This window comes from Streptomyces albidochromogenes, from assembly GCF_005981925.1.
GTDB lineage: Bacteria > Actinomycetota > Actinomycetes > Streptomycetales > Streptomycetaceae > Streptomyces > Streptomyces albidochromogenes.
Genome location: NZ_VBVX01000004.1, coordinates 24,158 through 46,822 on the forward strand (window position 1 = coordinate 24,158; position 22,665 = coordinate 46,822).

24 protein-coding genes are annotated in these 22,665 nt (G+C 73.2%); 18 read left to right on the forward strand and 6 right to left on the reverse strand.

From position 1 onward, the window contains the following. The first annotated feature begins 46 nt into the window (after nucleotides 1–46). The 4 genes from E2E34_RS01125 to E2E34_RS01140 are packed head-to-tail and all read left to right on the forward strand — an operon-like array spanning nucleotide 47 to nucleotide 5,189. Nucleotides 47–880 carry a M55 family metallopeptidase gene (locus tag E2E34_RS01125; protein ID WP_138900008.1) on the forward strand — a complete coding sequence of 278 codons (834 nt, stop codon included), beginning with the start codon at nucleotides 47–49 and terminating at the stop codon, nucleotides 878–880. Next, entirely contained in the window at nucleotides 873–2,237 is a 1,365-nt protein-coding gene (locus tag E2E34_RS01130) for a M20/M25/M40 family metallo-hydrolase (protein WP_138900009.1), read from the forward strand. Before E2E34_RS01125 ends, E2E34_RS01130 begins: the two co-directional genes overlap by 8 nt. 28 nt (nucleotides 2,238–2,265) lie before the next feature. Continuing rightward, the gene (locus tag E2E34_RS01135; protein ID WP_138900010.1) at nucleotides 2,266–4,257 is read left to right on the forward strand and encodes a S9 family peptidase; all 1,992 of its coding nucleotides are present in this window, start codon (nucleotides 2,266–2,268) and stop codon (nucleotides 4,255–4,257) included. After that, nucleotides 4,254–5,189, forward strand: coding sequence for a S66 peptidase family protein (locus E2E34_RS01140; protein ID WP_138900011.1), 936 nt, complete (start codon nucleotides 4,254–4,256; stop codon nucleotides 5,187–5,189). Before E2E34_RS01135 ends, E2E34_RS01140 begins: the two co-directional genes overlap by 4 nt. A gap of 21 nt (nucleotides 5,190–5,210) precedes the next feature. On the opposite strand, the gene E2E34_RS01145 is transcribed toward E2E34_RS01140, so the two are convergent. Beyond that, a complete protein-coding gene (locus E2E34_RS01145; RefSeq protein WP_138900012.1) occupies nucleotides 5,211–5,711 on the reverse strand; it encodes a DinB family protein in 501 nt (166 codons plus the stop codon). Nucleotides 5,712–5,899: 188 nt separating this feature from the next. Here E2E34_RS01145 and E2E34_RS01150 point away from each other — a divergent pair, with 188 nt between their 5' ends. Both E2E34_RS01150 and E2E34_RS01155 read left to right on the forward strand, forming a co-directional pair. Then, nucleotides 5,900–7,708 (forward strand): alpha/beta fold hydrolase, encoded by a 1,809-nt coding sequence (locus tag E2E34_RS01150; protein ID WP_138900013.1) that lies wholly within the window; start codon nucleotides 5,900–5,902, stop codon nucleotides 7,706–7,708. A 78-nt stretch (nucleotides 7,709–7,786) separates the two neighbouring features. Next, nucleotides 7,787–8,329, forward strand: coding sequence for a GNAT family N-acetyltransferase (locus tag E2E34_RS01155; RefSeq protein WP_138900014.1), 543 nt, complete (start codon nucleotides 7,787–7,789; stop codon nucleotides 8,327–8,329). Between the two features lie 37 nt (nucleotides 8,330–8,366). Here E2E34_RS01155 and E2E34_RS01160 read toward each other — a convergent pair whose 3' ends face one another. Then, nucleotides 8,367–8,702 (reverse strand): DUF6204 family protein, encoded by a 336-nt coding sequence (locus tag E2E34_RS01160; protein ID WP_138900015.1) that lies wholly within the window; start codon nucleotides 8,700–8,702, stop codon nucleotides 8,367–8,369. 136 nt (nucleotides 8,703–8,838) lie between these two features. On the opposite strand from E2E34_RS01160, the gene E2E34_RS01165 reads away from it, so the two are divergent. Then, nucleotides 8,839–10,812: a DUF5107 domain-containing protein gene (locus E2E34_RS01165; RefSeq protein ID WP_138900016.1), complete on the forward strand. Its 1,974-nt coding sequence runs from the start codon at nucleotides 8,839–8,841 to the stop codon at nucleotides 10,810–10,812. A 7-nt stretch (nucleotides 10,813–10,819) separates the two neighbouring features. Here E2E34_RS01165 and E2E34_RS01170 read toward each other — a convergent pair whose 3' ends face one another. From E2E34_RS01170 to E2E34_RS01180, 3 genes are all read right to left on the reverse strand, one after another. Further along, nucleotides 10,820–11,173, reverse strand: a complete 354-nt coding sequence (locus tag E2E34_RS01170) for a VOC family protein (protein ID WP_138900017.1) — start codon at nucleotides 11,171–11,173, stop codon at nucleotides 10,820–10,822. Between the two features lie 49 nt (nucleotides 11,174–11,222). Continuing rightward, nucleotides 11,223–12,032: a class I SAM-dependent methyltransferase gene (locus E2E34_RS01175; protein WP_138900018.1), complete on the reverse strand. Its 810-nt coding sequence runs from the start codon at nucleotides 12,030–12,032 to the stop codon at nucleotides 11,223–11,225. A 122-nt stretch (nucleotides 12,033–12,154) separates the two neighbouring features. Next, the gene (locus tag E2E34_RS01180) at nucleotides 12,155–13,117 is read right to left on the reverse strand and encodes a TIGR03557 family F420-dependent LLM class oxidoreductase (RefSeq protein ID WP_138900019.1); all 963 of its coding nucleotides are present in this window, start codon (nucleotides 13,115–13,117) and stop codon (nucleotides 12,155–12,157) included. A 144-nt stretch (nucleotides 13,118–13,261) separates the two neighbouring features. Between E2E34_RS01180 and E2E34_RS01185 the strand changes: the two genes are divergently transcribed. The 3 genes from E2E34_RS01185 (at nucleotide 13,262) to ligD (ending at nucleotide 17,558) form a co-directional block, all read left to right on the forward strand. Further along, a complete protein-coding gene (locus E2E34_RS01185; RefSeq protein WP_208765109.1) occupies nucleotides 13,262–14,614 on the forward strand; it encodes an NAD(P)/FAD-dependent oxidoreductase in 1,353 nt (450 codons plus the stop codon). A 28-nt stretch (nucleotides 14,615–14,642) separates the two neighbouring features. Continuing rightward, nucleotides 14,643–16,508, forward strand: coding sequence for a transketolase (locus E2E34_RS01190; RefSeq protein ID WP_138900021.1), 1,866 nt, complete (start codon nucleotides 14,643–14,645; stop codon nucleotides 16,506–16,508). 135 nt (nucleotides 16,509–16,643) lie between these two features. After that, nucleotides 16,644–17,558 carry a non-homologous end-joining DNA ligase gene (gene ligD / locus E2E34_RS01195; RefSeq protein WP_138900022.1) on the forward strand — a complete coding sequence of 305 codons (915 nt, stop codon included), beginning with the start codon at nucleotides 16,644–16,646 and terminating at the stop codon, nucleotides 17,556–17,558. Nucleotides 17,559–17,581: 23 nt separating this feature from the next. Here the strand turns inward: ligD and E2E34_RS01200 are convergent, their stop codons facing one another. Next, complete coding sequence (locus tag E2E34_RS01200) at nucleotides 17,582–19,054, reverse strand: MFS transporter (RefSeq protein ID WP_138900023.1); 1,473 nt, start codon at nucleotides 19,052–19,054, stop codon at nucleotides 17,582–17,584. Between the two features lie 91 nt (nucleotides 19,055–19,145). Between E2E34_RS01200 and E2E34_RS01205 the strand changes: the two genes are divergently transcribed. From E2E34_RS01205 to E2E34_RS01240, 8 genes are read left to right on the forward strand one after another with little or no spacing between them, the layout of a single operon-like run. Next, nucleotides 19,146–19,517 carry a gas vesicle protein GvpO gene (locus E2E34_RS01205; protein ID WP_138900024.1) on the forward strand — a complete coding sequence of 124 codons (372 nt, stop codon included), beginning with the start codon at nucleotides 19,146–19,148 and terminating at the stop codon, nucleotides 19,515–19,517. A 29-nt stretch (nucleotides 19,518–19,546) separates the two neighbouring features. Next, entirely contained in the window at nucleotides 19,547–19,978 is a 432-nt protein-coding gene (locus tag E2E34_RS01210) for a gas vesicle structural protein GvpA (protein WP_138900025.1), read from the forward strand. After that, nucleotides 19,975–20,691 (forward strand): GvpL/GvpF family gas vesicle protein, encoded by a 717-nt coding sequence (locus E2E34_RS01215; RefSeq protein ID WP_138900026.1) that lies wholly within the window; start codon nucleotides 19,975–19,977, stop codon nucleotides 20,689–20,691. Before E2E34_RS01210 ends, E2E34_RS01215 begins: the two co-directional genes overlap by 4 nt. Before the next feature lie 6 nt (nucleotides 20,692–20,697). Continuing rightward, the gene (locus E2E34_RS01220; RefSeq protein WP_138894826.1) at nucleotides 20,698–20,934 is read left to right on the forward strand and encodes a gas vesicle protein GvpG; all 237 of its coding nucleotides are present in this window, start codon (nucleotides 20,698–20,700) and stop codon (nucleotides 20,932–20,934) included. A 40-nt stretch (nucleotides 20,935–20,974) separates the two neighbouring features. Further along, nucleotides 20,975–21,316, forward strand: coding sequence for a gas vesicle protein (locus E2E34_RS01225; RefSeq protein WP_138900027.1), 342 nt, complete (start codon nucleotides 20,975–20,977; stop codon nucleotides 21,314–21,316). After that, nucleotides 21,313–22,143, forward strand: a complete 831-nt coding sequence (locus E2E34_RS01230; protein WP_138900028.1) for a GvpL/GvpF family gas vesicle protein — start codon at nucleotides 21,313–21,315, stop codon at nucleotides 22,141–22,143. Before E2E34_RS01225 ends, E2E34_RS01230 begins: the two co-directional genes overlap by 4 nt. Beyond that, on the forward strand, nucleotides 22,140–22,355 hold the full coding sequence (locus E2E34_RS01235; RefSeq protein WP_138894823.1) for a gas vesicle protein: 216 nt from the start codon (nucleotides 22,140–22,142) through the stop codon (nucleotides 22,353–22,355). Before E2E34_RS01230 ends, E2E34_RS01235 begins: the two co-directional genes overlap by 4 nt. Continuing rightward, complete coding sequence (locus tag E2E34_RS01240) at nucleotides 22,352–22,651, forward strand: gas vesicle protein K (protein ID WP_138900029.1); 300 nt, start codon at nucleotides 22,352–22,354, stop codon at nucleotides 22,649–22,651. The genes E2E34_RS01235 and E2E34_RS01240 overlap by 4 nt, the downstream gene beginning before the upstream one ends. The last annotated feature ends 14 nt before the right edge of the window (nucleotides 22,652–22,665 follow it).

Sequence of the window (22,665 nt, forward strand, 5' to 3'; positions counted from 1 at the left end):
CGCCGGACCTGGCCGGGGCCGGCCCCGGCGCGTAACGTGATGCCGCATGAAGATCCTCATCAGCGCCGACATGGAGGGCGCCACCGGCGTCACCTGGCCGGCCGATGTACTGCCGGGGACCCCGCAGTGGGAGCGCTGCCGCGCCCTGTTCACCTCGGACGTGAACGCCGCCGTCCTCGGCTTCTTCGACGGGGGCGCCGACGAGGTGCTCGTCAACGAGGCGCACTGGACCATGCGCAACCTCCTCCTGGAGCGGCTCGACGAGCGCGCCGCGATGCTCACGGGCCGCCACAAGTCGCTCAGCATGGTCGAAGGCGTGCAGCACGGCGACGTCGACGGCATCGCGTTCGTCGGCTACCACACCGGCGCAGGCGCCGAGGGCGTCCTGGCCCACACCTACCTCGCCAACTCCATCACCGGGGTGTGGGTGAACGGCGTACGGGCGAGCGAGGGCCTGCTCAACTCCCACGTCGTCGCGGAGTACGGCGTACCCGTGGTGCTCGTCACCGGCGACGACCTGACCTGCGAGGACGCCGAAGATTACGCGCCCGCGGCCCGCAAGGTCGCCGTGAAGGACCACGTCTCGCGGTACGCCGCGGTCTGCCGCACCCCCGCCCGTACCGCCGCCGACATCAGGGCCGCCGCCAAGGAGGCGACGGCCCTGGCGGTACGTCACGACCCGGTGCGCGGCGGCCCTTTCGCGGTGGAGGTGGAGTTCGACGCGGAGCACCTCGCGGGGGCCGCCACCGTGGTGCCCGGGGTGGAGACGGCCGGGGAACGGCGTGTCGCGTACACCAGCGCCACGATGTATGAGGGCATTCGTACGTTCAAGGCCGTCACGACGATCGTGTCGGCCGCGGTGGAGGAGCAGTATGGCTGACAACCAGCCGGCCGGCGGGGGAGCGGCCGACGGCCTCACGATCGACGCGCTCGCGCTCGACGAAGTGGTGACGTTCACGTCCGACCTCATCCGGATCGACACCACCAACCGGGGCGGCGGCGACTGCCGCGAGCGCCCCGCCGCCGAGTACGTCGCCGAGCGGCTCGCCGGCGCCGGCCTGAGCCCACTGCTGCTCGAACGCACCCCCGGACGGACCAACGTCGTGGCCAGGATCGCCGGCACCGACCCGTCGGCCGACGCGCTCCTCGTCCACGGTCACCTCGACGTCGTACCGGCCGAGCCCGCCGACTGGAGCGTGCACCCCTTCTCCGGGGAGGTCCGCGACGGGGTGATCTGGGGGCGCGGCGCGATCGACATGAAGAACATGGACGCCATGGTCCTCGCGGTCGTGCGGGCCTGGGCCCGCACCGGCACCCGGCCGCGCCGCGACATCGTGCTCGCCTTCACCGCCGACGAGGAGGCCAGCGCGGTCGACGGCTCCGGCTTCCTCGCCACCGGCCACCCGGAACTCTTCGAGGGCTGCACGGAGGGCATCAGCGAATCCGGCGCCTACACCTTCCACGCCGGGCCCGGCATGGAGATCTACCCGATCGCCGCGGGGGAGCGGGGCACCGGCTGGCTCAGACTCACCGGCGTCGGCACCGCCGGACACGGCTCCAAGGTCAACCGGAACAACGCCGTGAGCCGGCTGGCCGCCGCCGTCGCCCGGATCGGGGCGCACGAGTGGCCGGTGCGGCTCACCCCGACCGTACGGGCCGGCCTCACCGCACTCGCCGCTCTGCACCAGTTCGACGCCCCCGACTTCGAGGCGCCGGACTTCGACGTGGACGCGCTGCTCAACAAGCTCGGGCCGGCCGCCGCGCTGTTCGAGGCGACGGTACGGGGGAGCGCCAACCCGACGATGCTGGACGCCGGGTACAAGGTGAACGTCATTCCGGGACGGGCGACCGCGTATGTCGACGGACGCTTCCTGCCCGGCGGCGAGGAGGAGTTCTGCCGGACGCTGGACCTGCTCACCGGGGACGGGGTGGACTGGGAGTTCCACCACAGGGAGACCGCCCTGCAGGCGCCGACCGACTCCCCGACGTACGCCCGACTGCGCGCGGCGGTGGAGCACTTCGCACCCGGCGGACACGTCGTGCCGTACTGCATGTCGGGCGGCACGGACGCCAAGCAGTTCTCGCGGCTCGGCATCACGGGCTACGGCTTCTCGCCGCTGAAGCTGCCGCCCGACTTCGACTACCAGGCGCTCTTCCACGGCGTGGACGAACGCGTTCCCGTCGAGGCCCTCCACTTCGGCGTCCGCGTGCTCGATCATTACCTGAAGACCGCCTAGCAGCGACGAGCAGGGGGAGTTGGACGGCATGGTGCCCACAGGGTCCTACGGAAGCTGGCCGTCGCCGATCGGCGCCGGCCTCGCCGCCTCGCACGACGGGCACCCCGAGTACGTCGGCGTGATCGGCGACGAGGTGTGGTGGACGGCGCCGCGCCCCACCGAGGGCGGACGGCGCGCGCTGATGCGCCGACGGGCCGACGGCGGCGAGGAATCGGTTCTGCCCGCGCCCTGGAACGTGCGCAGCAGAGTCATCGAGTACGGCGGCCGGCCCTGGGCCGGCGCGCGGCGCCCGGACGGCGGACCGCTCGTCGTCTTCGTCCACTTCCCCGACCAGCGGCTCTACGCGTACGAACCGGACGCGCCCGGCGCCGCGCCGCGCCCCCTCACCCCCGTGTCGGGGGTCGGCGGCGGACTGCGCTGGGTCGACCCGCAGCTGTGGCCGGAGCGCGGGGCGGCGGGCGAGGTGTGGTGCGTGCTGGAGGAGTTCACCGGCGAGGCGCCCACCGACGTACGGCGCGTCCTCGTCGCCGTACCGCTGGACGGATCGGCCGCCGACGACCGGGCCGCCGTACGGGAACTGTCCGACGGCGCGCACCGCTTCGTCACCGGGCCCCGCGTCTCGCCGGACGGCCGCCGGGCCGCCTGGATCGCCTGGGACCACCCCCGGATGCCCTGGGACGGCACCGAGGTGATCCTCGCGGACATCGCCGAAGACGGCGTGTTCCGGGAGCCCCGGCCGCTGGTGGGCGGGCCCGACGAGGCGATCGCCCAGATCGACTGGACCGCCGACGGGCAGCTGCTCTTCTCCAGTGACCGCAGCGGGTGGTGGAACCTCTACCGCGCGGACCCGCACGGGGGGACGGTGGCGCTGTGCTCCCGGGACGAGGAGTTCGGCGGGCCGCTCTGGAAGATCGGTCTGCGCTGGTTCCACCCGCTGGACAACGGCCTGGTCGCCGTCATCCACGGCAGCGGGGCCACCGCCCTCGGCATACTCGACCCGGAGAGCTGCGAGGTCGTCGACGCCGCCGGCCCCTGGACCGAGTGGGCCCCCACGCTCGCCGTGCACGGCAGCCGGGTCGTCGGCGTGGCCGCCAGCCCGCGCAGCGCGTACGAGGTCATGGAGCTCGACACCCGCACCGGGCGCACCCGCGTCATCGGCTCCGCGCACGACGACCCGGTCGACCCGTCCTTCTACCCCGAGCCGCAGATCCGCGTCTTCACCGGACCCGACGGCCGCGAGACGCACGCCCACATCTACCCGCCGCACAACCCCGGCCGCGTCGCGCCCGCCGACGAGCTGCCGCCGTACGTCGTGTGGGCGCACGGGGGACCGACCGGGCGCGCCCCGCTCGTACTCGACCTGGAGATCGCGTACTTCACCTCGCGCGGCATCGGAGTCGCCGAGGTCAACTACGGCGGGTCGGCCGGGTACGGGCGCGCGTACCGCGACCGGCTGCGCGAGCAGTGGGGCGTCGTGGACGTCGAGGACTGCGCCGCCGTCGCCGTCGCGCTCGCCGAGGAGGGCACCGCCGATCCGCGGCGGCTCGCGATCCGCGGCGGCAGCGCGGGCGGCTGGACCGCCGCCGCCTCGCTGGCCACCACCGACGTGTACGCCTGCGGCACCGTCATGTACCCGATCCTGGACCTCACGGCCTGGGGGACGGGCGAGACCCACGACTTCGAGTCGCGGTACCTGGAGAGCCTCGTGGGGCCGCTCGCCGCCTGCGCCGACCGGTACCGCGACCGGTCGCCGGTGCGGCACGCCGACCGGATCACCGCGCCCTTCCTGCTGCTCCAGGGGCTCGACGACGTGATCTGCCCGCCCGCGCAGTGCGAACGGTTCCTGGAACGCATGGCGGGGCGCGGCGTTCCGCACGCCTACCTCACCTTCGAGGGGGAGGGGCACGGCTTCCGCAGGGCGGAGACCCTGACCCGGGTGCTGGAGGCTGAACTCGGCCTGTACGCGGAGGTGTTCGGCATCGACCGCGCCGACGTACCGCTGCTGGAGCTGTCCACGTGAGCGTCGCGCCCCTGACCCGGCCCGCCCGGCTGCGGCCGGGGGCCCGGGTCGCCGTCGTGGCTCCCAGCGGGCCGGTCCCCGGGGACCGGCTCCAGGAGGGGCTCGACATCCTGCGGGACTGGGGGCTCGACCCGGTCGCGGGGCGCCACGCGCTCGACGTCCACCCGGAGTTCGGCTACCTCGCCGGTGCGGACGAGGCGCGGGCCCGGGACCTGGAGGCGGCCTGGTGCGACCCGTCGGTGGACGCGGTGATCTGCGCACGCGGCGGGTACGGCGCCCAGCGCATGGTCGACCTGGTCGACTGGGCGGCGATGCGGGCCGCCGGCCCGAAGGTCTTCGTCGGGTACAGCGACATCACGGCGCTGCACGAGGCGTTCGCCGTACGGCTGGGCCTGGCCACCCTGCACGGGCCGATGGCCGCCGCCGTCTCCTTCCTCAACGACGCCCGCACCCAGGAGTCGCTGCGGGCCACGCTCTTCGAGCCCGAGTCCGTCATGACGCTGAGCGCGCGGACCGCGGGCGTACTGGTCCCCGGCCGGGCACGCGGTGTGACGCTCGGCGGCTGCGTCAGCCTGCTCGCGGCCGGTCTCGGCGGCCCGCACGCGCGGGCCGGCGCGCGCGGTGGACTGCTCCTCGTCGAGGACATCGGCGAGGAGGCGTACCGCCTGGACCGGATCCTCACCCAACTGCTGCGCTCCGGCTGGCTCGACGGCGTGGCGGGCGTCGCGCTCGGCTCGTGGGAGGACTGCGGCCCGTACGAGCAGGAGGTGCGGACGCTGCTGCGCGACCGGCTGGCCCCGCTGGGGGTGCCGGTCGTCGAGGAGCTCGGCTTCGGGCACTGCGCGGGCGCCCTGACCGTGCCGCTGGGCGTTCCCGCCGTACTGGACGCGGACGCCCGCTCCCTCACCCTCGACGTGCCGGCGCTGCGCTGACACCGGCGGACCGGGCCCCGGTCAGGCCGGCGGGTGGTCGCCCGTCGCGCCGTCGATGAGCTCGCGCAGGATGTCCATGTGGCCCGCGTGGCGCACGGTGTCCTCCAGCATGTGGATGAGCACCCAGCGCATCGACACCGTGCTCCCCGACCACGAGGTGCCCGGGGTGTCGAGGTCCAGCTCCGCGACGGCCCGGTCGGCGGCGGCCCGCGCGCGGCCGTAGAACGCCACGATGTCCGCGGTCGACTCGCCCTCGGCCACCACGATGTCCTCGCCCTTGAACGGGTCGAACCAGAGCGGCTCGCTCTCCCGCCCGAACGTGGTGCAGAACCATCCGTACTCGACGCTCGCCAGGTGCTTCACCAGGCCGAGCAGGCTGGTCCCCGACGGGGTCATGGGGCGGCGCACCTGCTCGTCGTCGAGGCCGTCGAGCTTCCACAGCACGGCGTCACGGTGCCGGTCCAGGCTGGCCTGGAGGCTCTCCTTCTCGCCGCCGGTGAACGGCACACGCTTCGTCGTCATGTCCGGAACCTAACAGGGGGGTCTGACAACGTCCTTGCGTCCGGCGCCCGCCCGGTGCCGTCCTTCGCACGGCTGACTGACCGTCATTCCGCGGCCGGGGACGGGTCGGCAGTGGTATGACACGTGTCACAGCGTGATCGGCGCCGCTGCTCACTCGTCGGCAAGGCGCCCCCAGTGTGGAGGTCCTCGTGCCCCGTAGCCGTCGCCGCCGTCCCGGCCGTCGCCCCGCCTCCGCATCGCGCGGACCACTCGTGCTCGCCCTCGGCGCCGCCCTCGCGGCGCCCCTCGCCCTCGCCGCCCCAGCGACCGCCGGGGAGCCGGCGGGCTTCACCGTCACCCCGCTGACGTTCACGGTCCGGGCGGGCGGCCGGCACTGCGCCGTGGACGCCGACCTGTACCGGCCCGCCGGGGTCGACCAGAACCGCCCCGCCCCCGCCGTCCTCACCACGAACGGCTTCGGAGGCAGCAAGGCCGACGGCTCCACCGACACCGTCGCCAAGGCCTTCGCGGCCCGCGGCTATGTCGCCCTCGCCTACTCCGGCCTCGGCTTCGGCAGGTCCGGCTGCCCCATCTCGCTCAACGACCCCGAGATCGACGGCAGGGCCGCGTCGGGCCTGATCGACTTCCTCGGCGGCACCCGCGCCGCCGACGACGGCACCCGCGCCGACTACGTCGTCAAGGACGGTCCGGGCGATCCGCGCGTCGGCATGATCGGCGGCTCCTACGGCGGCACGATCCAGCTCGCCACCGCCGCGAACGACCCCCGCCCGGACGCCCTGGTGCCCCTGATCACCTGGAACGACCTCGCCTACTCGCTCGACCCGAACAACGCGAACGACCCGGCCGTGCCCGGCGCGTACAAGTACCAGTGGACGTCCGGCTTCTTCCTCATGGGCGAGGCGCAGGGGCTGCTGAACCCCGGCCTCGACCTGTCCCGGATCGGTGGCGGCGGCTGCCTCCACTTCGTCGCCCGGGCCTGCGAGACCACCCGGCTCCTCGCCACCGGCAGCTACCCCGCCGCACGGACCGCCCGGATGCTCGCCTACGCGCGCGGCGTCTCCCCGGCGACCTACCTCCACCGGGTCGAGACGCCCACCTTGATCGTCCAGGGCCAGGCCGACACCCTGTTCAACCTCAACGAGGCCGAGGCGACGTACAAGGCGCTCAAGGCGCGGGGCACCGAGGCCCGCATGATCTGGCAGTCCTGGGGCCACAGCGGCGGCATGTCCGCCCCGGCGCCCGGCGAGCTCGACCTCGGGCGGGGCAACCTGGAGACGAGTTACGTCGGCCGGCGCGTCCTCGCCTGGTTCGACCGCCACCTGCACGGCCGGAAGGGCACGGACACCGGCCCCGCCTTCGCGTACTACCGCGACTGGCGCGGCGGCTACGGCACGGCCGACGCGCCGCCCGCCCTCTCGCGGAAGGTCTACCTCTCCGGCGACGGGAAGCTCGTCGACGACCGCGCCGAGGTCGTGCGCGGCGCCCGCGAGTACCGCAACCGCCTGCTGGCCACCAGCCACTCCGAGAACTCGCTGGCCGGCCTCACCGGCCTGCCGGAGCGCGCGCCGAGCGACACCCCGGGCACCTACCTGGGCTGGTCGACCGGGCCGCTCAAGACCCCGGTGGATGTCGTCGGCGCGCCGAGGGCGACCCTCAGGGTCGTCTCCCCGGCGACCGAACGCGTCCAGGACTCCGGCGACGCGGCCGACCGGCTCGTCCTCTTCGCCAAGCTGTACGACGTCGCCCCCGACGGCACGAAGACACTGGTGCACCGGCTCGTCGCGCCGGTCCGGGTGCCCGACGTGCGGCGCCCGTTCACGGTGTCGCTGCCCGGCATCGTGCACCGGTACCCGAAGGGGCACCGGCTGGAGTTCGTCGTCGCGGCGAGCGACGACGCGTACTACGGCAACCGCGGGATCAGGCCGGTGACCGTCACCAGCGCCCCCGGGGACACCGGCGTACTGGAGCTCCCCGTGGTCAGCGGCTCGCTCGGCTGAGGGCCCGGCGGGCGGCGCGCCCCGCGGCCGGGCGCCCCGTGCGGTGGCGCGGGCGGCCGGCCGACGTAGCCTGGCCGCATGTCCGAAAGCGCCGTACGGGGAGCCGAGGGGCCTCGCGTCGTCCTGCGCCGTTTCAGCCAGGCCGACGCCGAGGAGTTCACCGCGCGGGCGCGCGAGAGCAGGAGCCTGCACCACCCGTGGCTCTTCCCGCCGGAGCGGCCCGCGGCGTACGCCGCCTACGCGGCTCCGCTCATCGACAACCCGGCCCGGGTCGGCTACCTGGTGTGCGAGCGCTCCGACGGCGCGATCGCCGGCTTCATCAACATCAACAACATCGTCGGGGGCGGCTTCCTGTGCGGCGTGCTGGGTTACGGCGCGTTCGCGCACGCGGCGGGCCGGGGCCTGATGAGCGAGGGCCTCGGCCTGGTCATGGAGCAGGCGTTCGGGCCCCTCGGCCTGCACCGGCTGGAGGCCAACATCCAGCCCGCGAACGAGGCGTCCCTGGCGCTCGTCCGCAGGGCCGGCTTCCGGCTGGAGGGCTACTCGCCCGACTTCGTGTACGTCGACGGCGCCTGGCGCGACCACGAGCGGTGGGCGGTCACCACAGAGATGCGGCGCTGACGGGAGCCCGCCCGGAGTCCGGTTGCGGCGGCCCGGCTCAGCGGCCCTTGCGGTTGATCCTCATGGTGTCCTGGTCGGTCGCCGTGGACCGCAGATCGCGGTAGCCGTGCCCCAGATCGTCCAGCGCCGTCCGCGCCATGTCCTGCGCGATCGCGGCCGCCATCTCCTCCCCGTCCGCCGCGTCGGACACCACCTCGAAGCGGTACGTGAAGTGCCGCAGGGCCGCGTCGTACGCCAGCGAACCCTCCGGCGTGAACTTCATCCGCGCCAGGCCGTGGTCGTCCGCGCCGGCGGCCAGCCGCGCCCTCGACTCGTCCGTCAGATTGTCCCAAGTCCCGCGCACGATCACCCGGTACGTGTGCTCCGTGGTCATGAGGTCCTCCGCGCTCTGGTCGGTGTGCGACGTGCGGGTCCAGCGTAGGACCCCCTGGTCAGGGAGGCACCCGGCATGTTCGGATGGTCGTCCGGGCGCCGGTGGACGGCGGTCCGTGTGAGGGAGTGAGGCTGCCTTGGCCACGACCGTGCGACGTGCCGTACTGACTCTGCCCGCCGCCCCTTTGGGGCCGGAGAACCCGCTGCCCGGACTCCGGCCGCTCGACGAGCAGCACGTCGTCGACGAGCGTACGCGCGCGGCGCTCCCGCGCGACATGGCCCGCCAGGTCGGCCACGAACCGCTGCGCACGCTGCTGCCGGTGCGCGTCCTGGACGGGTACGGGCGCGAGCGGACGCCGACGGACCTGGACACGATCGTCATCGAGAACGACCGGCTGCGGGCGACCGTACTGCCCGGTCTCGGCGGGCGCGTGCACTCGCTGTTCCACAAGCCGACCGGACGCGAACTCCTCTACCGCAACCCGGTCCTCCAGCCCGCCGACTTCGCCCTGAACGGCGCCTGGTTCTCCGGCGGCCTGGAGTGGAACATCGGCGCCACCGGACACACGACGCTGTCCTGCGCCCCGCTGCACGCCGCGATCGTGCCCGCCCCCGACGGCGGCGACATGGTCCGCCTCTGGGAGTGGGAGCGGCTGCGCGACCTGCCGTTCCAGGTGGACCTGTGGCTGCCGGCCGACTCCGACTTCCTGTACGTCGGCGTCCGCATACGCAACCCGCACGAGCGGACCGTCCCCACCTACTGGTGGTCCAACATCGCGGTCCCCGAGGACGAGCGGACCAGGGTGCTCGCCCCGGCGGACGAGGCGTGGCACTTCGGGTACGAACGCAGCCTGCGGCGCGTGCCCGTGCCGGTGTCCGGCGGGGTCGACCGCACGTACCCGCTGCGCGGCGAGTACCCCGCCGACTACTTCTACGAGGTGCCCGAGGCGTCCCGCAAGTGGATCGCCTCGCTCGACGCCGAGGGCCGGGGCCTCGTCCAGACCTCCACCGACACGCTCGGCGGGCGCAAGCTCTTCCTGTGGGGCTCGGGGCGGGGCGGGCGGCGCTGGCAGCAGTGGCTGACCGAGCCCGGCACCCCGGGGTACGCCGAGATCCAGGCCGGTCTCGCCCGTACGCAGCTGGAGCACGTACCGCTGGGGGCCGGGGCCGAGTTCAGCTGGCTGGAGGCGTACGGTCCGCTGGCCGCGGATCCCGCGGCGGTGCACGGCGAGGACTGGGCGGCGGCGCGAGCGGAGGCGGAGGCCCGGCTGGAGGCGGCGCTGCCCCGGGCGCGGGTGGACGCGGCGTACGAGGCGTGGCGGCCGTACGCCGACCACGAGCCGGGCGAACCGCTCGCCACCGGCTCCGGGTGGGGCGCGCTGGAGGTCCTGCGCGCCGGTCACCAGCTGCCGGGCACGCCCTTCGGTGAGGCGACGCTGGGCGAACAGCAGGCACCGTGGCGGGAGTTGCTGCGCAGTGGCACGTTCCCGTCACCGGACGGGGCGGCCTCCCCGCCCGGTGTCTCCCTCGTCGCGCAGCACTGGCGGGACATGCTGGAGACGGCGCCGGCCGACCCCCTCACCGAGTACCACCTCGGGGTCGCCCAGTGGCACGCGGGGGACGTGGCGCAGGCGGTGCGCAGCTGGGAGCGCGGGCTGCGGTCCGCGTCCTCCCGGTGGCCGCTGCTGCGCTGCCTCGCGGTCGCCGACCTCGACGCGGGCAACGCGGGGCGCGCCGCCGACCACTACGCCGAGGCGTTCGAGGACCTGTGCCGGGAGCGGGGCGACGGCGAGGCGTGGCGCGCGGCGACGGCCGCGCTGGGACGCGAGGCGATCGCCGCGCTGCTCGACGCGGGGCGCACCGGGGCGGCGCGCGCGGTCTGGGGGGAACTGCCCGACGACCTGCGGGACAGCGGGCGCTTCCGGCTCGTCGAGGCGCGGCTCCTGGTCGCCGAGGGCGACAGGGCGGGCGCCCGCGCCCTCTTCGACGCCGGCTTCGAGGTGCCGGACCTGCGGGAGGGCGCGGAGGTGCTCGGCGAGGTGTGGGCGGGGACCGGCGACGATCCGCTGCCCGACGCGTACGACTACCGGATGCGGCCCGCGGCGCGCTAGGGCCGGATCAGGCGACCGGGCGCCGGTCGACGTACTCGAAGACCGAACCGTCCGGGTGCGCGGCGATCAGGTTGCGGCCGACGGGGGTGGGGACGGGGCCCGCCACGATGCGGGCGCCGGCCCCGGCCAGGGCGGCGCCCGCCGCGTCCACGTCGTCGACGGCGATGGTCGCCGACACCTTGCGCAGGACTTCGAGTTCGGACTCGGGGCCGCTCATCAGGAGGAAGCAGCCGACCGCCGCCACGGACACCCCGCCGCGCTCGAAGCGCAGCGCGCGGCTCCCGGTGAGGCGTTCGTAGAAGCCCACCGTGGGCTCCAGGTCGTCGACGCAGATGCGCAGCGTGGTTCCGAGGATCTCCATGCGTCCCAGCGTAGTTGCTCGCATCCACACCCGGCGGGGGTACGCCGGCTCACGCCCGGCACAGCACCTCGCCGTGCGGCACCATGAACCACGCGTCCTCCCGCTCGCCCCACTCCCGCCACGCGGTCGCGATCGCCGTCAGGTCCTGCCGGGTCGCGTGGCCGCCGGTCACGGCCAGTTCGGCGTACCCGGACGCCGTCGTGCGCTCCGCCCACAGGCCGCTCCACCACGCCCGCTCCGGCGGCGTCGCGAAACACCACACCCCGGCCGAGGGGCGTACGTCGGTGAAGCCGGCCCGGCGCGCCCACGACAGGAGTCTGCGGCCGGCGTCCGGTTCGCCGCCGTTCGCCCGGGCCACCCGGCCGTACAGCCGCTGCCAGTCGTCCATCAGCGGCACCTGCGGGAACCACGTCATCGCCGCGTAGTCGCTGTCGCGCGCCGCGACGACGCCGCCCGGGCGGCACACACGGCGCATCTCGCGCAGGGCGCGCACCGGATCGCCCACGTGCTGGAGCACCTGGTGCGCGTGGACGACGTCGAAGGAGTCGTCGGGGAAGTCCAGCGCGTGGACGTCGGCCACCGCGAACTCCACGTTGCGCAGACCGCGTTCGGCCGCCACCTCGCGGGCCCGCCCGAGCACGTCCCCGGCCGCGTCGACCGCCGTCACCCGGCCGGGGGCGACCAGCGCGGCAAGGTCCGCCGTGATGGTGCCGGGGCCGCAGCCCACGTCCAGGGCGTCCAGCCCCGGCCGCAGATCGCCCAGGAGGTACGCCGCCGAGTTGGCGGCCGTGCGCCAGGTGTGCGAGCGCAGCACCGACTCGTGGTGTCCGTGGGTGTAGACGGCGGTCTCCTCCGGCATGGGCGTACTCCTCCTCCGGGCGGCGTCCGGTGCGGACGCGCTGCGCCGTACGGTACGCCGCCGCGCCGAGATGTGAGACGCCTATCTCGGGATGTGATACGCGAGTCGAGGTGCCGGCGGGGTCAGTTCTCCCGCACCCGTGGCAGCACCTCGGTGCGGTAGAAGTCGAAGAACCCCCGCTGGCCGGGCCCGATCTGGTGCACATACACCCGGTCGAACCCGGCTTCGGCGTACGCCAGCAGTCCGCGCACGTGCGCCTCGACGTCGTCGCCGCAGACCACGTTCGAGGCGACCATGTCCTCGGTGACGAGGGCCGACGCCTGCTCGAAGTGGCGTGGCGCCGGCAGCACCTGGCCGAGTTCGCCGGGGAGCCGGTCACTCGGCCACAGCCGGTGGGCGGTGCGCACCGCCTCGTCGCGGTCCGGCCCGTAACAGACCTTCGTCCCGCCGCTCACCGGCTTGGCGCCCCCGCCGCCCTTGCGGAAACGGGACACCGCCTCCGCGTCGGGGGCCATGGTGATCAGGCCGTCGCCGACCCGCGAGGCCAGAGACATGGCCCGCGGGCCGAACGCCGAGACGTCGATGGGGACATGCTCGTCCGGCACGGTGTAGAGCCGGGCGTTCTCCACCGTGTAGTGCTTGCCCTCGTGGCTGACCTCGTTGCCGTCGAAGAGATTGCGGATCAGCAGCACGGCTTCCTCCAGCATCTCCAGCCGCACCCGCGCGCCGGGCCAAGGGCCGCCCAGGATGTGCTCGTTGAGCGCCTCGCCGCTGCCCACCCCGAGCCGGAACCGCCCGTCGCCGAGCTGTACGGCCGCCGTGGCGGCGGCCTGCGCCACCACCGCCGGGTGCATCCGTACGGTCGGGCAGGTCACGGCGGTCTGCACCGGGAGCGACACCGCCTCGGACAGCGCGCCGATCACCGACCAGACGAAGGGGCTCTGCCCCTGCTCCTCGTTCCACGGGTGGTAGTGGTCGGAGATCCACAACGCCTGGAAGCCCGCCTGCTCGGCCATCCGCGCCTGCTCCACCAGTTCGGCCGGGCCGAACTCCTCGGTCGACAGGAAGTATCCGTACTCGGTCATGGGGGCGCCTCCCGGGCGAGCGGTTCCTGAACGGCGGGTAACCCGGCCCCTGAACGGGAAACGCGGGCCGCCCGGTGTTTGCCCCTGGGGGACGGGGGCACCGGGAAGGTCCACCGCACCCGCCCCGCCCACGAGGTGAACGCAGTGACCCGAAACCGTCCCCGCATCGTCGTCGTGGGAGCGGGATTCGCCGGCCACCAGGCCGCGAAGACCCTCTCCCGGCAGCTGCGGGACAACGCCGAGATCGTCCTGCTCAACCCCACCGACTACTTTCTCTACCTCCCGCTCCTGCCACAGGTCGCCGCCGGCATCCTCGAACCGCGCCGGGTGACGGTCTCGCTGCCGGGGACGCTTCCGCGCGTACGGCTGGTCCTCGGCGAGGCGGACCGTGTCGACCTCGCGGCCCGCCGCGTGCACTACACCGGCCCCGAGGACGACAAGGGCGAGCTGGAGTACGACCGGCTCGTCCTGGCCGTCGGCAGCGTCAACAAGCTGCTGCCCGTCCCCGGCGTCGCCGAGCACGCCCACGGTTTCCGCGGGCTGCCCGAAGCGCTCTACCTGCGCGACCACGTGACCCGCCAGATCGAACTCGCGGCCGCCACCGGCGACCCGGACGAGTGCGCCGCGCGCTGCACCTTCGTCGTCGTCGGCGCCGGATACACCGGCACCGAGGTCGCGGCCCAGGGGAAGATGTTCACCGACGCCCTCGTCCGCAGGCAGCGCGCCTGGCGGCACGCCGGGCACAAGCCGCGCTGGCTGCTGCTGGACATCGCGCCGAGGGTCCTGCCCGAACTCGACCGGCGGCTGTCACGGACGGCCGACACGGTGCTGCGCGGGCGCGGAGTCGACGTACGGACCGGGACGTCCGTCAAGGAGGCCACCCGCGAAGGAGTCCTGCTGGACGACGGGGAGTTCGTCGACACCAGGACCGTCGTCTGGTGTGTCGGCGTACGGCCCGATCCGCTCGTCTCGGAGGTCGGCCTGCCCGTCGAGCGCGGGCGGCTCCTCGTCGAGCCGACCCTCAACGTGCCCGGCCACCCGGAGGTCTTCGCCTGCGGCGACGCGGCGGCCGTGCCCGACCTCACCCGGCCGGGGGAGTTCACCCCGATGACCGCGCAGCACGCCGCCCGGCAGGGCAAGGTGGCCGGCCGCAATGTCGCCGCCTCCCTCGGGTACGGGGAGCAGCAGCGGTACAAGCACAACGACCTGGGGTTCGTCGTGGACCTCGGCGGCGTCAAGGCCGCCGCCAACCCGCTCGGCGTACACCTGTCCGGCCCGGTCGCGGGCGCGGTCACCCGCGGCTACCACCTCGCCGCCATGCCGGGCAACCGGATCCGGGTCGCCGCCGACTGGCTGCTCGACGCCGTCCTGCCGCGCCAGGCCGTGCAGCTGGGCCTCGTCCGGTCCTGGTCGGTGCCCCTCGACACGGCGTCACCGGAACTGGCCAGGGTCCCCGGCGGGCGCGGCCGGGCGGAGCAGAGTGAACCCGACGGGTGACCGCCAGGGAGCGACCACAGGGAGTGACATGGACAGGGAACAGTTCAGCGAGCTCGGGCAGCAGCTCAGGGTGGACGCGGTACGGGCCGCCGACGCCGCGCAGTCGGGCCATCCGACGTCGTCGATGTCGGCGGCCGACCTCGCGGCGGTGCTCCTCGGCGGCCACCTGCGCTACGACTTCGACCAGCCCGGCCATCCGGGCAACGACCGGCTGATCCTCTCGAAGGGCCATGCCTCCCCGCTGCTGTACGCCATGTACCGGGCGGCCGGCGTCATCGACGACGAGGAACTCCTCACCTACCGGCGGCGCGGCAGCCGCCTCGAAGGGCACCCGACGCCCAGGCTCCCGTGGGTGGACGTGGCGACGGGGTCGCTCGGGCAGGGCCTGCCGGTCGGGGTCGGCGTGGCGCTGGCGGGCAAGCGCCTGGACCGGGCCCCGTACCGCGTCTGGGTGCTCAGCGGCGACAGCGAGATGGCCGAGGGGTCGGTGTGGGAGGCCGCCGAGCACGCCGCCCACGAGCACCTCGACAACCTCACCCTGGTCGTCGACGTCAACCGGCTCGGCCAGCGCGGACCCACCCGGCACGAGTGGGACCTGGGGGCGTACAGCCGTCGGCTGCACGCGTTCGGCTGGCACACCGTCGAGGTCGACGGCCACGACGTCGAGGCCGTGAACGCCGCCTTCGACGAGGCGCGGTCGACCACCGGCCGCCCCACCGCCGTCATCGCCCGCACCCGCAAGGGGCGCGGCGTCGCCGCGGTGGAGGACAAGGAAGGCATGCACGGCAAGCCGCTGAAGGACGCCGACAGCGCGATCCGGGAACTCGGCGGGCCGCGTTTCGTCCGGGTGGAGGTGGCGAAGCCGGCCGCCGCGCGGGCGTCCGCCCTGCTGACCGCACCCCTCGGCGAACTGAGGCTGCCGCGCTACGAGAAGGGCGGCGACGAGGTCGCCACCCGCAACGCCTACGGCGAGGCGCTCGCCGCGCTCGGGTCCGCGCGCGGCGACGTCGTGGCCCTCGACGGCGAGGTGAGCGACTCGACCCGGTCGCAGTTCTTCGCCAAGGAGCACCCCGACCGGTTCTTCGAGTGCTACATCGCGGAACAGCAACTGGTCGCCGCGGCCGTCGGCATGCAGACACGGGGTTACGTCCCGTACGCCTCGTCCTTCGCGGCGTTCCTGAGCCGCGCGCACGACTTCATCCGCATGGCGGCGGTCAGCCGGGCCGGCATCAACCTGGCGGGCTCGCACGCCGGAGTCGCCATCGGCGAGGACGGCCCGTCCCAGATGGGCCTCGAAGATCTCGCGCTGTTCCGCGCCGTGCACGGCAGCACCGTCCTGTACCCCTGCGACGCCAACCAGACCGCCAGGCTCGTCGCCGCGATGGCGCAGGGCGACGCGCGCAGCCGGGGCGTGCGCTACCTGCGCACCAGCCGCAGCGCCATGCCGGTCATCTACGGGCCCGACGAGGAGTTCCCCGTCGGAGGCAGCAAGCTGCTGCGCTCCGGCGAGGACGACGTGCTGACCCTGATCGCCGCCGGGGTGACGGTCCACGAGGCGCTGCGCGCCGCGGACCTCCTCGCGCGGGACGGCGTGCCGGTGCGGGTCCTCGACCTGTACTCGGTCAAGCCCGTCGACGAGCCGGCGGTGCAGGAGGCGGCCGAACGCACCGGCTGCCTGGTGACGGTCGAGGACCACCACCCCCAGGGCGGCCTGGGCGACGCGGTCGCCGAAGTGTTCTCCGACGGCCGCCCGGCCCCGAGGCTGGTGCGCCTGGCCGTGGGGAACATGCCCGGCTCGGCCACCGGGCAGGAACAGCTCGGCGCCGCGGGGATCGACGCCGACTCGATCGTGGCCGCCGTACAGCTCCTGGCCGAGAAGGTGCTCGTACGGTGAGAGCGCGGCGGGGTGTGGGTGGCGGGATGCCCTGAACATCCCGCCACCCTCCCCGCGCCGCGCGGGCCCGCCGGGAGCGGGCCCGCGCCCGTGCGGCCGCGCGCACGACGACGGAGCGAGCCCGGGAGAGGGACGATGAGCGACACCACCACCATCAGGGCCGGACGCCGCACGGTGACCGTCCACCGCCCCGGGAAGGTCCTCTTCCCCGACTGCGGTCTCACCAAGGCCGACCTCGCCGGCTACTACCGGCGGGTGGCGGCGTTCATGGTGCCCCAACTGCGCGACCGGCCCCTGATGCTGGAACGCCGGCCCGACGGGACCGGCGGACCGCGCTTCATGCAGAAGGAGACGCCGGAGCACTACCCGGACTGGGTGCGCCGGGTCCGGGTCGCCAAGGAGGGCGGCACGGTCACCCACACCGTGTGCGACAACACCGCCACCCTCGTCTTCCTGGCCGACCAGGCGTGCCTGACCCTCCACCGGTGGCTCTCCCGGGCCGACCGCGTCGAGTGGCCCGACCGGCTGGTCTTCGACCTGGACCCGGCGGGGGACGACTTCCCGGCCGTACGGGAGGCGGCGTACCGGCTCGGTGAACTCCTCGACCAGCTGCGGCTGCCGTCCACGCTCATGACCACCGGTTCCAAGGGCCTGCACGTGATCGTGCCCCTCGACGGGCACACCACGTTCGACGACTCCCGCGCCTTCGCCAGGGACGTGGCCGAGACGCTGGCCGAGCGGCGTCCCGACGAGCTGACGACGGCCGTACGCAAGGAGGCCCGCGGCGGCCGGCTCTTCCTGGACGTCGGACGCAACGCCTACGCGCAGACCGCCGTCGCCCCCTGGTCGGTCCGCCCGGGCGAGGGCGCGCCGGTCGCCGCTCCGATCTCCTGGGAGCAGCTCGACGACAAGGAACTCACCGCGCGCACCTGGGCGTTGACCGACCCCGACGGCGTACTGGAACAGGCCCGCGCGAACCCCTGGTCGGGCGTCACGTCCAGGGGCCGCGCGCTCGGCCCGGCGCGCCGGCGGCTGCGCGCCCTGCGCTGAACGAAGCGCGGCGGCAGCCCCTGTCAGGCGTTCTCGCGGGCCGGGCCGGATTCCGTCACGGCGCTGAGCGGCGCGGCGATCGACTCCAGGCTCCGGCGCTCGCTCTTGACGCCCAGCACCGACTCGACCACCCCGGCGGCGACCATCAGCGCGGCGCCGACGCAGAACGCCAGGGTCGTGTCGGCGCGCTCCCCGCTGCTCACCAGGCCGTTGAACAGCAGCGGTCCGGTGATGCCGCCGAGGGCGGTGCCGACGGCGTAGAAGAAGGAGATGCACATCGCGCGCGTCTCCAGGGGAAAGACCTCGCTCACCGTCAGGTACGCCGAACTGGCCCCGGCGGAGGCGAAGAAGAGCACCGCGCACCAGCACGCGGTGAGCGTCACGGCGGACAGCGAGCCCTGCTGGAAGAGGTACGCCGTACCGAACAGCAGCAGACCGGACACGATGTAGGTACCGGCGATCATGGGCACGCGGCCGACACTGTCGAAGAAGTGGCCGAGGACCAGCGGGCCGAGCAGGTTGCCGACCGCGATCACCGCGAAGTAGTACGCCGTGGAGCCGACCGGCACGTCGAAGAACTCGGTCAGGATGACGGCGTAACCGAAGGTGATCGAGTTGTAGAGGAACGCCTGGCCGATGAAGAGCGACAGGCCGAGCGCCGTGCGCCCCCGGTACTGCGCGAAGACCGTGCGCACGATGGTGCCGAAGCCGATGGACTTCCGCTGCCGGATGGCGATCTCCTCGTCCGGCACGGCGAGCCGCTTCCCGGTCTCCTGCTCCACCTGCTGTTCCACGCCGTCGACGATCCGGTCCGCCTCGTCCACCCGCCCGCGGATGAACAGCCAGCGCGGACTCTCCGGCACGTGCCGGCGGACCAGCAGGATGGCGAGGCCGAGCACCACGCCGGTCGCGAAGGCGAGCCGCCAGCCCAGGTCCTTCGGGAACAGGTCCGTGTCGAGGAACGCGACCGACGCGAGCGCGCCGAGCGCCGCGCCCGCCCAGAAGGTGCCGTTGATGATGAGGTCGATGCGGCCGCGCAGCCGGCCCGGGATCAGTTCGTCGATGGCCGAGTTGATGGCGGCGTACTCGCCCCCGATGCCGAAACCGGTGAAGAAGCGGCAGAGATAGAAGAACCAGGCGGTTTCGGAAAAGGCGGTGGCCGCCGTCGCCGCGAGGTAGACCGCCAGCGTGATCATGAACAGCTTCTTGCGGCCGTAGATGTCGGTAAGCCGGCCGAAGAAGAGGGCGCCCACGCATGCTCCGGCCACATACAGGGCAGCAGCCCACGTGGTCACCTGAACGGTGGTGATGTCGATGCCGCTGCCTTCTTCGGCGAGGCGGCCCACGATGTTGCCGACGATGGTCACTTCGAGGCCGTCGAGGACCCACACCGTCCCCAGGCCGATGACGATCCGCCAGTGCCACGGTGACCACGGGAGGCGGTCGAGCCTCGCCGGAATGCGGGTGCGAATCACCCCGGTGTCCGTTGATGTCATCACACGCGGGTACCCGGACAGAAACGAACAACGCTCGGACACCGCGGAGTTTGGGCCCGGAGTCACGGGATACACGATGACGGAGGCTGCAATGGCAAATACATCCGGTACTTCCGGAAAGTCTGATACGTCCAATGCGTCCGACAACGAAGAGAAGAACGAGAAGAGTTCACAGAGCACGTCATCCAGCAAGACGGAAAGCCTGCCGGGCCCGATGGAGGTGCTGCGCGGAGCGCGGGCACAACTGGCGGAGCTCACCGGCATGGAGGCCGAGTCGGTCTCGTCCTTCGAACGCACGGAGGACGACGGCTGGGTGTTGCGGGTCGAGGTCCTCGAACTGGCCAGGGTCCCCGACACCATGAGCCTCCTCGCGTCGTACGAAGTCACTCTCGACGCCCACGGAGCGCTCACCGGCTACCGGCGCGTCAGCCGCTACGAGCGCGGCAGGGCGGACCGTTCATAGACACCCGACATTAAGGAGGGCTGGTCGGCATGACCGTAGTCCCGGCACAGCAAGGTGGAGGCGGCGGCGGTACCAGCGGCCTCTACGACGTCCTGGAGCTCGTCCTCGACCGGGGACTCGTGATCGACGCGTTCGTACGTGTCTCCCTGGTCGGCATCGAGATCCTCAAGATCGACATCCGCGTCGTGGTGGCCAGCGTCGACACGTACCTGCGCTTCGCCGAAGCCTGCAACCGCCTCGACCTCGAAACCGGCGCCAACAAGAGCCCCGGCCTCCCGGAGATCGTGGGCGACGTCACCGAGTCCGGCGCGAGGGGCAAGTCCAAGGGGGCGCTGTCCGGCGCCGCCGAGACCCTCTCGGGCGCCTTCCAGCAGGTGCGCGGCGGTGACGACGAGAAGGCCGAGTCGAGGACGAGCAGCCGGCGCAGCAGCACGTCCCGCCGGAAGGAGGAGCAGGAGTGAGTACGTACGTCTACGGGATCGCCCGCGGAAACCACCCCGAACTGCCCGAGCCGACCAACGGTGTCGGCGAGCCGCCGATGCCCGTACGGGCCCTGCGGACCGGCGAACTGACCGCCCTGGTCAGCGACGCGCCCGAGGACCTCAGGCCCAAGCGCCGCGACCTGCTGGCGCACCAGACCGTGCTGGCGGAGGCCGGCGCCGTGGGCGCGGTACTGCCGATGCGCTTCGGCAGTCTGTCGACCGACGACGAGTCGGTGCGCACGGTGCTCGCCGAGCGCGAGAAGCACTACCTGGAGCGGCTCGACGCGCTCGACAACAAGGTCGAGTACAACGTGAAGGCCTCGCACGACGAGGAGGCCGTCCTGCACCAGGTACTGGCCGACGACCCCGAACTGCGCGCCCTCAACGAGGCAAACCGCGCGGCCGGCGGCGGCACGTACGAGCAGAAGCTGCGGCTCGGCGAGCGCGTCGTGCAGGCGGTGCAGCAGCGCGAGAAGCGCGACGGCGAACTGGTCCGCCAGGCCCTGGAGGGGGCGGCGGGAGACATCAGCCCCGGCCCCGACAGCAGCGGCTGGCTGGCGAACATCTCGTTCCTCGTCGACCGCGACAGCACGGCGGACTTCGTCGAGGCCGTGGACGCCCTGCGCAAGGAACACCCCCACCTCGTGCTCCAGGTGAACGGCCCACTGCCTCCTTACAGCTTCGTGGAGTGACGCCGCATGGGCCTCCTGGGAGAGCTGCTCCTCCTGCCCCTGGCCCCTGTCCGCGGCACCTCCTGGGTGCTGCGGCAGGTGGTCACGGAGGCGGAGCGCCAGTACTACGATCCGTCGGCCATCCAGCGTGAACTCTCCGCCCTGGAGCGGCAGCTCGATGCCGGAGAGATCGACGAGGCCGAATTCGACCGCCGTGAGGACGAACTCCTCGACCGGCTGGAGAAGAGGAACCCGGCACCATGACCTACCGTGAGCGCGCGGCCGACGAAAGCCGGGCCCGCCGATGACGACGCCCAACAGACTTCCCGACCCGTACGGCTCCCAGGGCGGCGGCGCGAATCTCGCCGACATTTTGGAGCGCGTGCTGGACAAGGGCGTCGTCATCGCGGGAGACATCAAGATCAATCTCCTGGACATCGAACTCCTCACCATCAAACTGCGTCTCATCGTCGCCTCCGTCGACAAGGCGAAGGAAATGGGCATCGACTGGTGGGAGGACGACCCGTCGCTCTCCTCCGGCGCCCGGCGACGTGAACTCGCCGAGGAGAACGAGCGGTTGCAGCGCCGCATCGCCGACCTGGAGGCGGCGCCGGCCCAGGTGGAACGCAAGGACGACGAGGCATGAACGAACTGCGGTACGTGTACGCGGTGACCCGCCCCTTCGACGGCGTACTCCCCGAGGGCGTGCGCGGCCTCGGCGGTGAGCCGCCCCGGTTGCTCGACCACGGCGACCTGGTCGCCGTGGTCGGCGCGGTGCCGGCCGAGGACTTCGCCGAGGCGCCGCTCAAGAAGCGCCTGGAGGACCTCGACTGGCTCACCGCCACCGCCCGCGCCCACGAGGCGGTCATCGGCGCCATGACCACCGTGACCTGCACGGTGCCACTGCGCCTGGCCACCGTGTGCGTCGACGACAGCGGAGTGCGCAGGCTGCTCGACGCGGGCCGCGACCGCTTCACGACGACGCTGGAGCGGCTGGAAGGGCGCGTCGAGTGGGGCGTCAAGGTGTACGCCGACCCCCAGCCGGACCCGGCGACGCCCGGGCCGGCCGGGTCCGACGGGCCCTCGGCCGCGCCGCGCGAGCGGCCCGCCGCACCCGCCTCCGGCCGCGACTACCTGCGCCGGCGCCTGAGCAGCCGCCAGGCCCGCGAAGGGGTGTGGGAGCGCGCCGAGGCCCTGTCGCGCACGCTCCACGCGGAACTCTCGCAGCGCGCCCAGGCCGCCGCCCTGCACCGCCCGCAGGACTCCCGGCTCTCCGAGGCGCGCGGGCAGAACGTACTCAACGCGGCCTACCTGGTGCCGCGCGAGAGCAGCCAGGAGTTCGTCGCGGAGGTCGGCCGGCTGACGCCGCGGGACCAGGGCGTACGGGTGGAACTGACGGGCCCGTGGGCTCCGTACTCCTTCGCGGGACAGGCCGGACAGGCCGGGCCCGACGAGGCGGGGACGGGCCGATGACGGCGCAGCCCACCGACGCCGGCCCTCTCGCCCAGCGCCAGCTCGCCCTCGTCGACCTCCTGGACCGGCTGCTCGCCGGCGGGGTCGTGATCACGGGCGACCTCACCCTGCGCATCGCCGACGTCGACCTCGTACGGGTCGACCTCAACGCCCTCATCAGCTCCGTCAACGTCGACGTGCCGTCCCCGTTCGAGGAGGAGGAGTCCCTGTGACCGCCGAGAGCACCGAAGGACGCCGCCGCGTCGAGCTGGACGCCGACACCGTCGAACGCGACCTCGTCAAGCTCGTCCTGACGGTCGTGGAGCTGCTGCGTCAGCTGATGGAGCGCCAGGCGCTGCGCCGGGTGGAGACCGGCGACCTCAGCGAGGAGCAGGAGGAGCGGATCGGCATGACGCTCATGCTCCTGGAGGACCGCATGGACGTCCTGCGCACCCGGTTCGGACTCGAACCCGAGGACCTCAACATCGACCTGGGACCCCTGGGACCGCTGCTGCCCAGGGGCGAATAGGAACACCGGGGAAA

Excerpts from the sequence above, each read along its gene's own strand:
- E2E34_RS01125 (WP_138900008.1), top strand. The coding sequence starts at position 47 with ATGAAGATCCTCATCAGCGCCGACATGGAGGGCGCCACCGGCGTCACC.
- E2E34_RS01130 (WP_138900009.1), top strand. The coding sequence starts at position 873 with ATGGCTGACAACCAGCCGGCCGGCGGGGGAGCGGCCGACGGCCTCACG.
- E2E34_RS01135 (WP_138900010.1), top strand. The coding sequence starts at position 2,266 with ATGGTGCCCACAGGGTCCTACGGAAGCTGGCCGTCGCCGATCGGCGCC.
- E2E34_RS01145 (WP_138900012.1), bottom strand. The coding sequence starts at position 5,711 with ATGACGACGAAGCGTGTGCCGTTCACCGGCGGCGAGAAGGAGAGCCTC.
- E2E34_RS01155 (WP_138900014.1), top strand. The coding sequence starts at position 7,787 with ATGTCCGAAAGCGCCGTACGGGGAGCCGAGGGGCCTCGCGTCGTCCTG.
- E2E34_RS01160 (WP_138900015.1), bottom strand. The coding sequence starts at position 8,702 with ATGACCACGGAGCACACGTACCGGGTGATCGTGCGCGGGACTTGGGAC.
- E2E34_RS01170 (WP_138900017.1), bottom strand. The coding sequence starts at position 11,173 with ATGGAGATCCTCGGAACCACGCTGCGCATCTGCGTCGACGACCTGGAG.
- E2E34_RS01175 (WP_138900018.1), bottom strand. The coding sequence starts at position 12,032 with ATGCCGGAGGAGACCGCCGTCTACACCCACGGACACCACGAGTCGGTG.
- E2E34_RS01180 (WP_138900019.1), bottom strand. The coding sequence starts at position 13,117 with ATGACCGAGTACGGATACTTCCTGTCGACCGAGGAGTTCGGCCCGGCC.
- E2E34_RS01190 (WP_138900021.1), top strand. The coding sequence starts at position 14,643 with ATGGACAGGGAACAGTTCAGCGAGCTCGGGCAGCAGCTCAGGGTGGAC.
- ligD (WP_138900022.1), top strand. The coding sequence starts at position 16,644 with ATGAGCGACACCACCACCATCAGGGCCGGACGCCGCACGGTGACCGTC.
- E2E34_RS01200 (WP_138900023.1), bottom strand. The coding sequence starts at position 19,054 with ATGACATCAACGGACACCGGGGTGATTCGCACCCGCATTCCGGCGAGG.
- E2E34_RS01205 (WP_138900024.1), top strand. The coding sequence starts at position 19,146 with ATGGCAAATACATCCGGTACTTCCGGAAAGTCTGATACGTCCAATGCG.
- E2E34_RS01210 (WP_138900025.1), top strand. The coding sequence starts at position 19,547 with ATGACCGTAGTCCCGGCACAGCAAGGTGGAGGCGGCGGCGGTACCAGC.
- E2E34_RS01220 (WP_138894826.1), top strand. The coding sequence starts at position 20,698 with ATGGGCCTCCTGGGAGAGCTGCTCCTCCTGCCCCTGGCCCCTGTCCGC.
- E2E34_RS01225 (WP_138900027.1), top strand. The coding sequence starts at position 20,975 with ATGACGACGCCCAACAGACTTCCCGACCCGTACGGCTCCCAGGGCGGC.
- E2E34_RS01230 (WP_138900028.1), top strand. The coding sequence starts at position 21,313 with ATGAACGAACTGCGGTACGTGTACGCGGTGACCCGCCCCTTCGACGGC.
- E2E34_RS01235 (WP_138894823.1), top strand. The coding sequence starts at position 22,140 with ATGACGGCGCAGCCCACCGACGCCGGCCCTCTCGCCCAGCGCCAGCTC.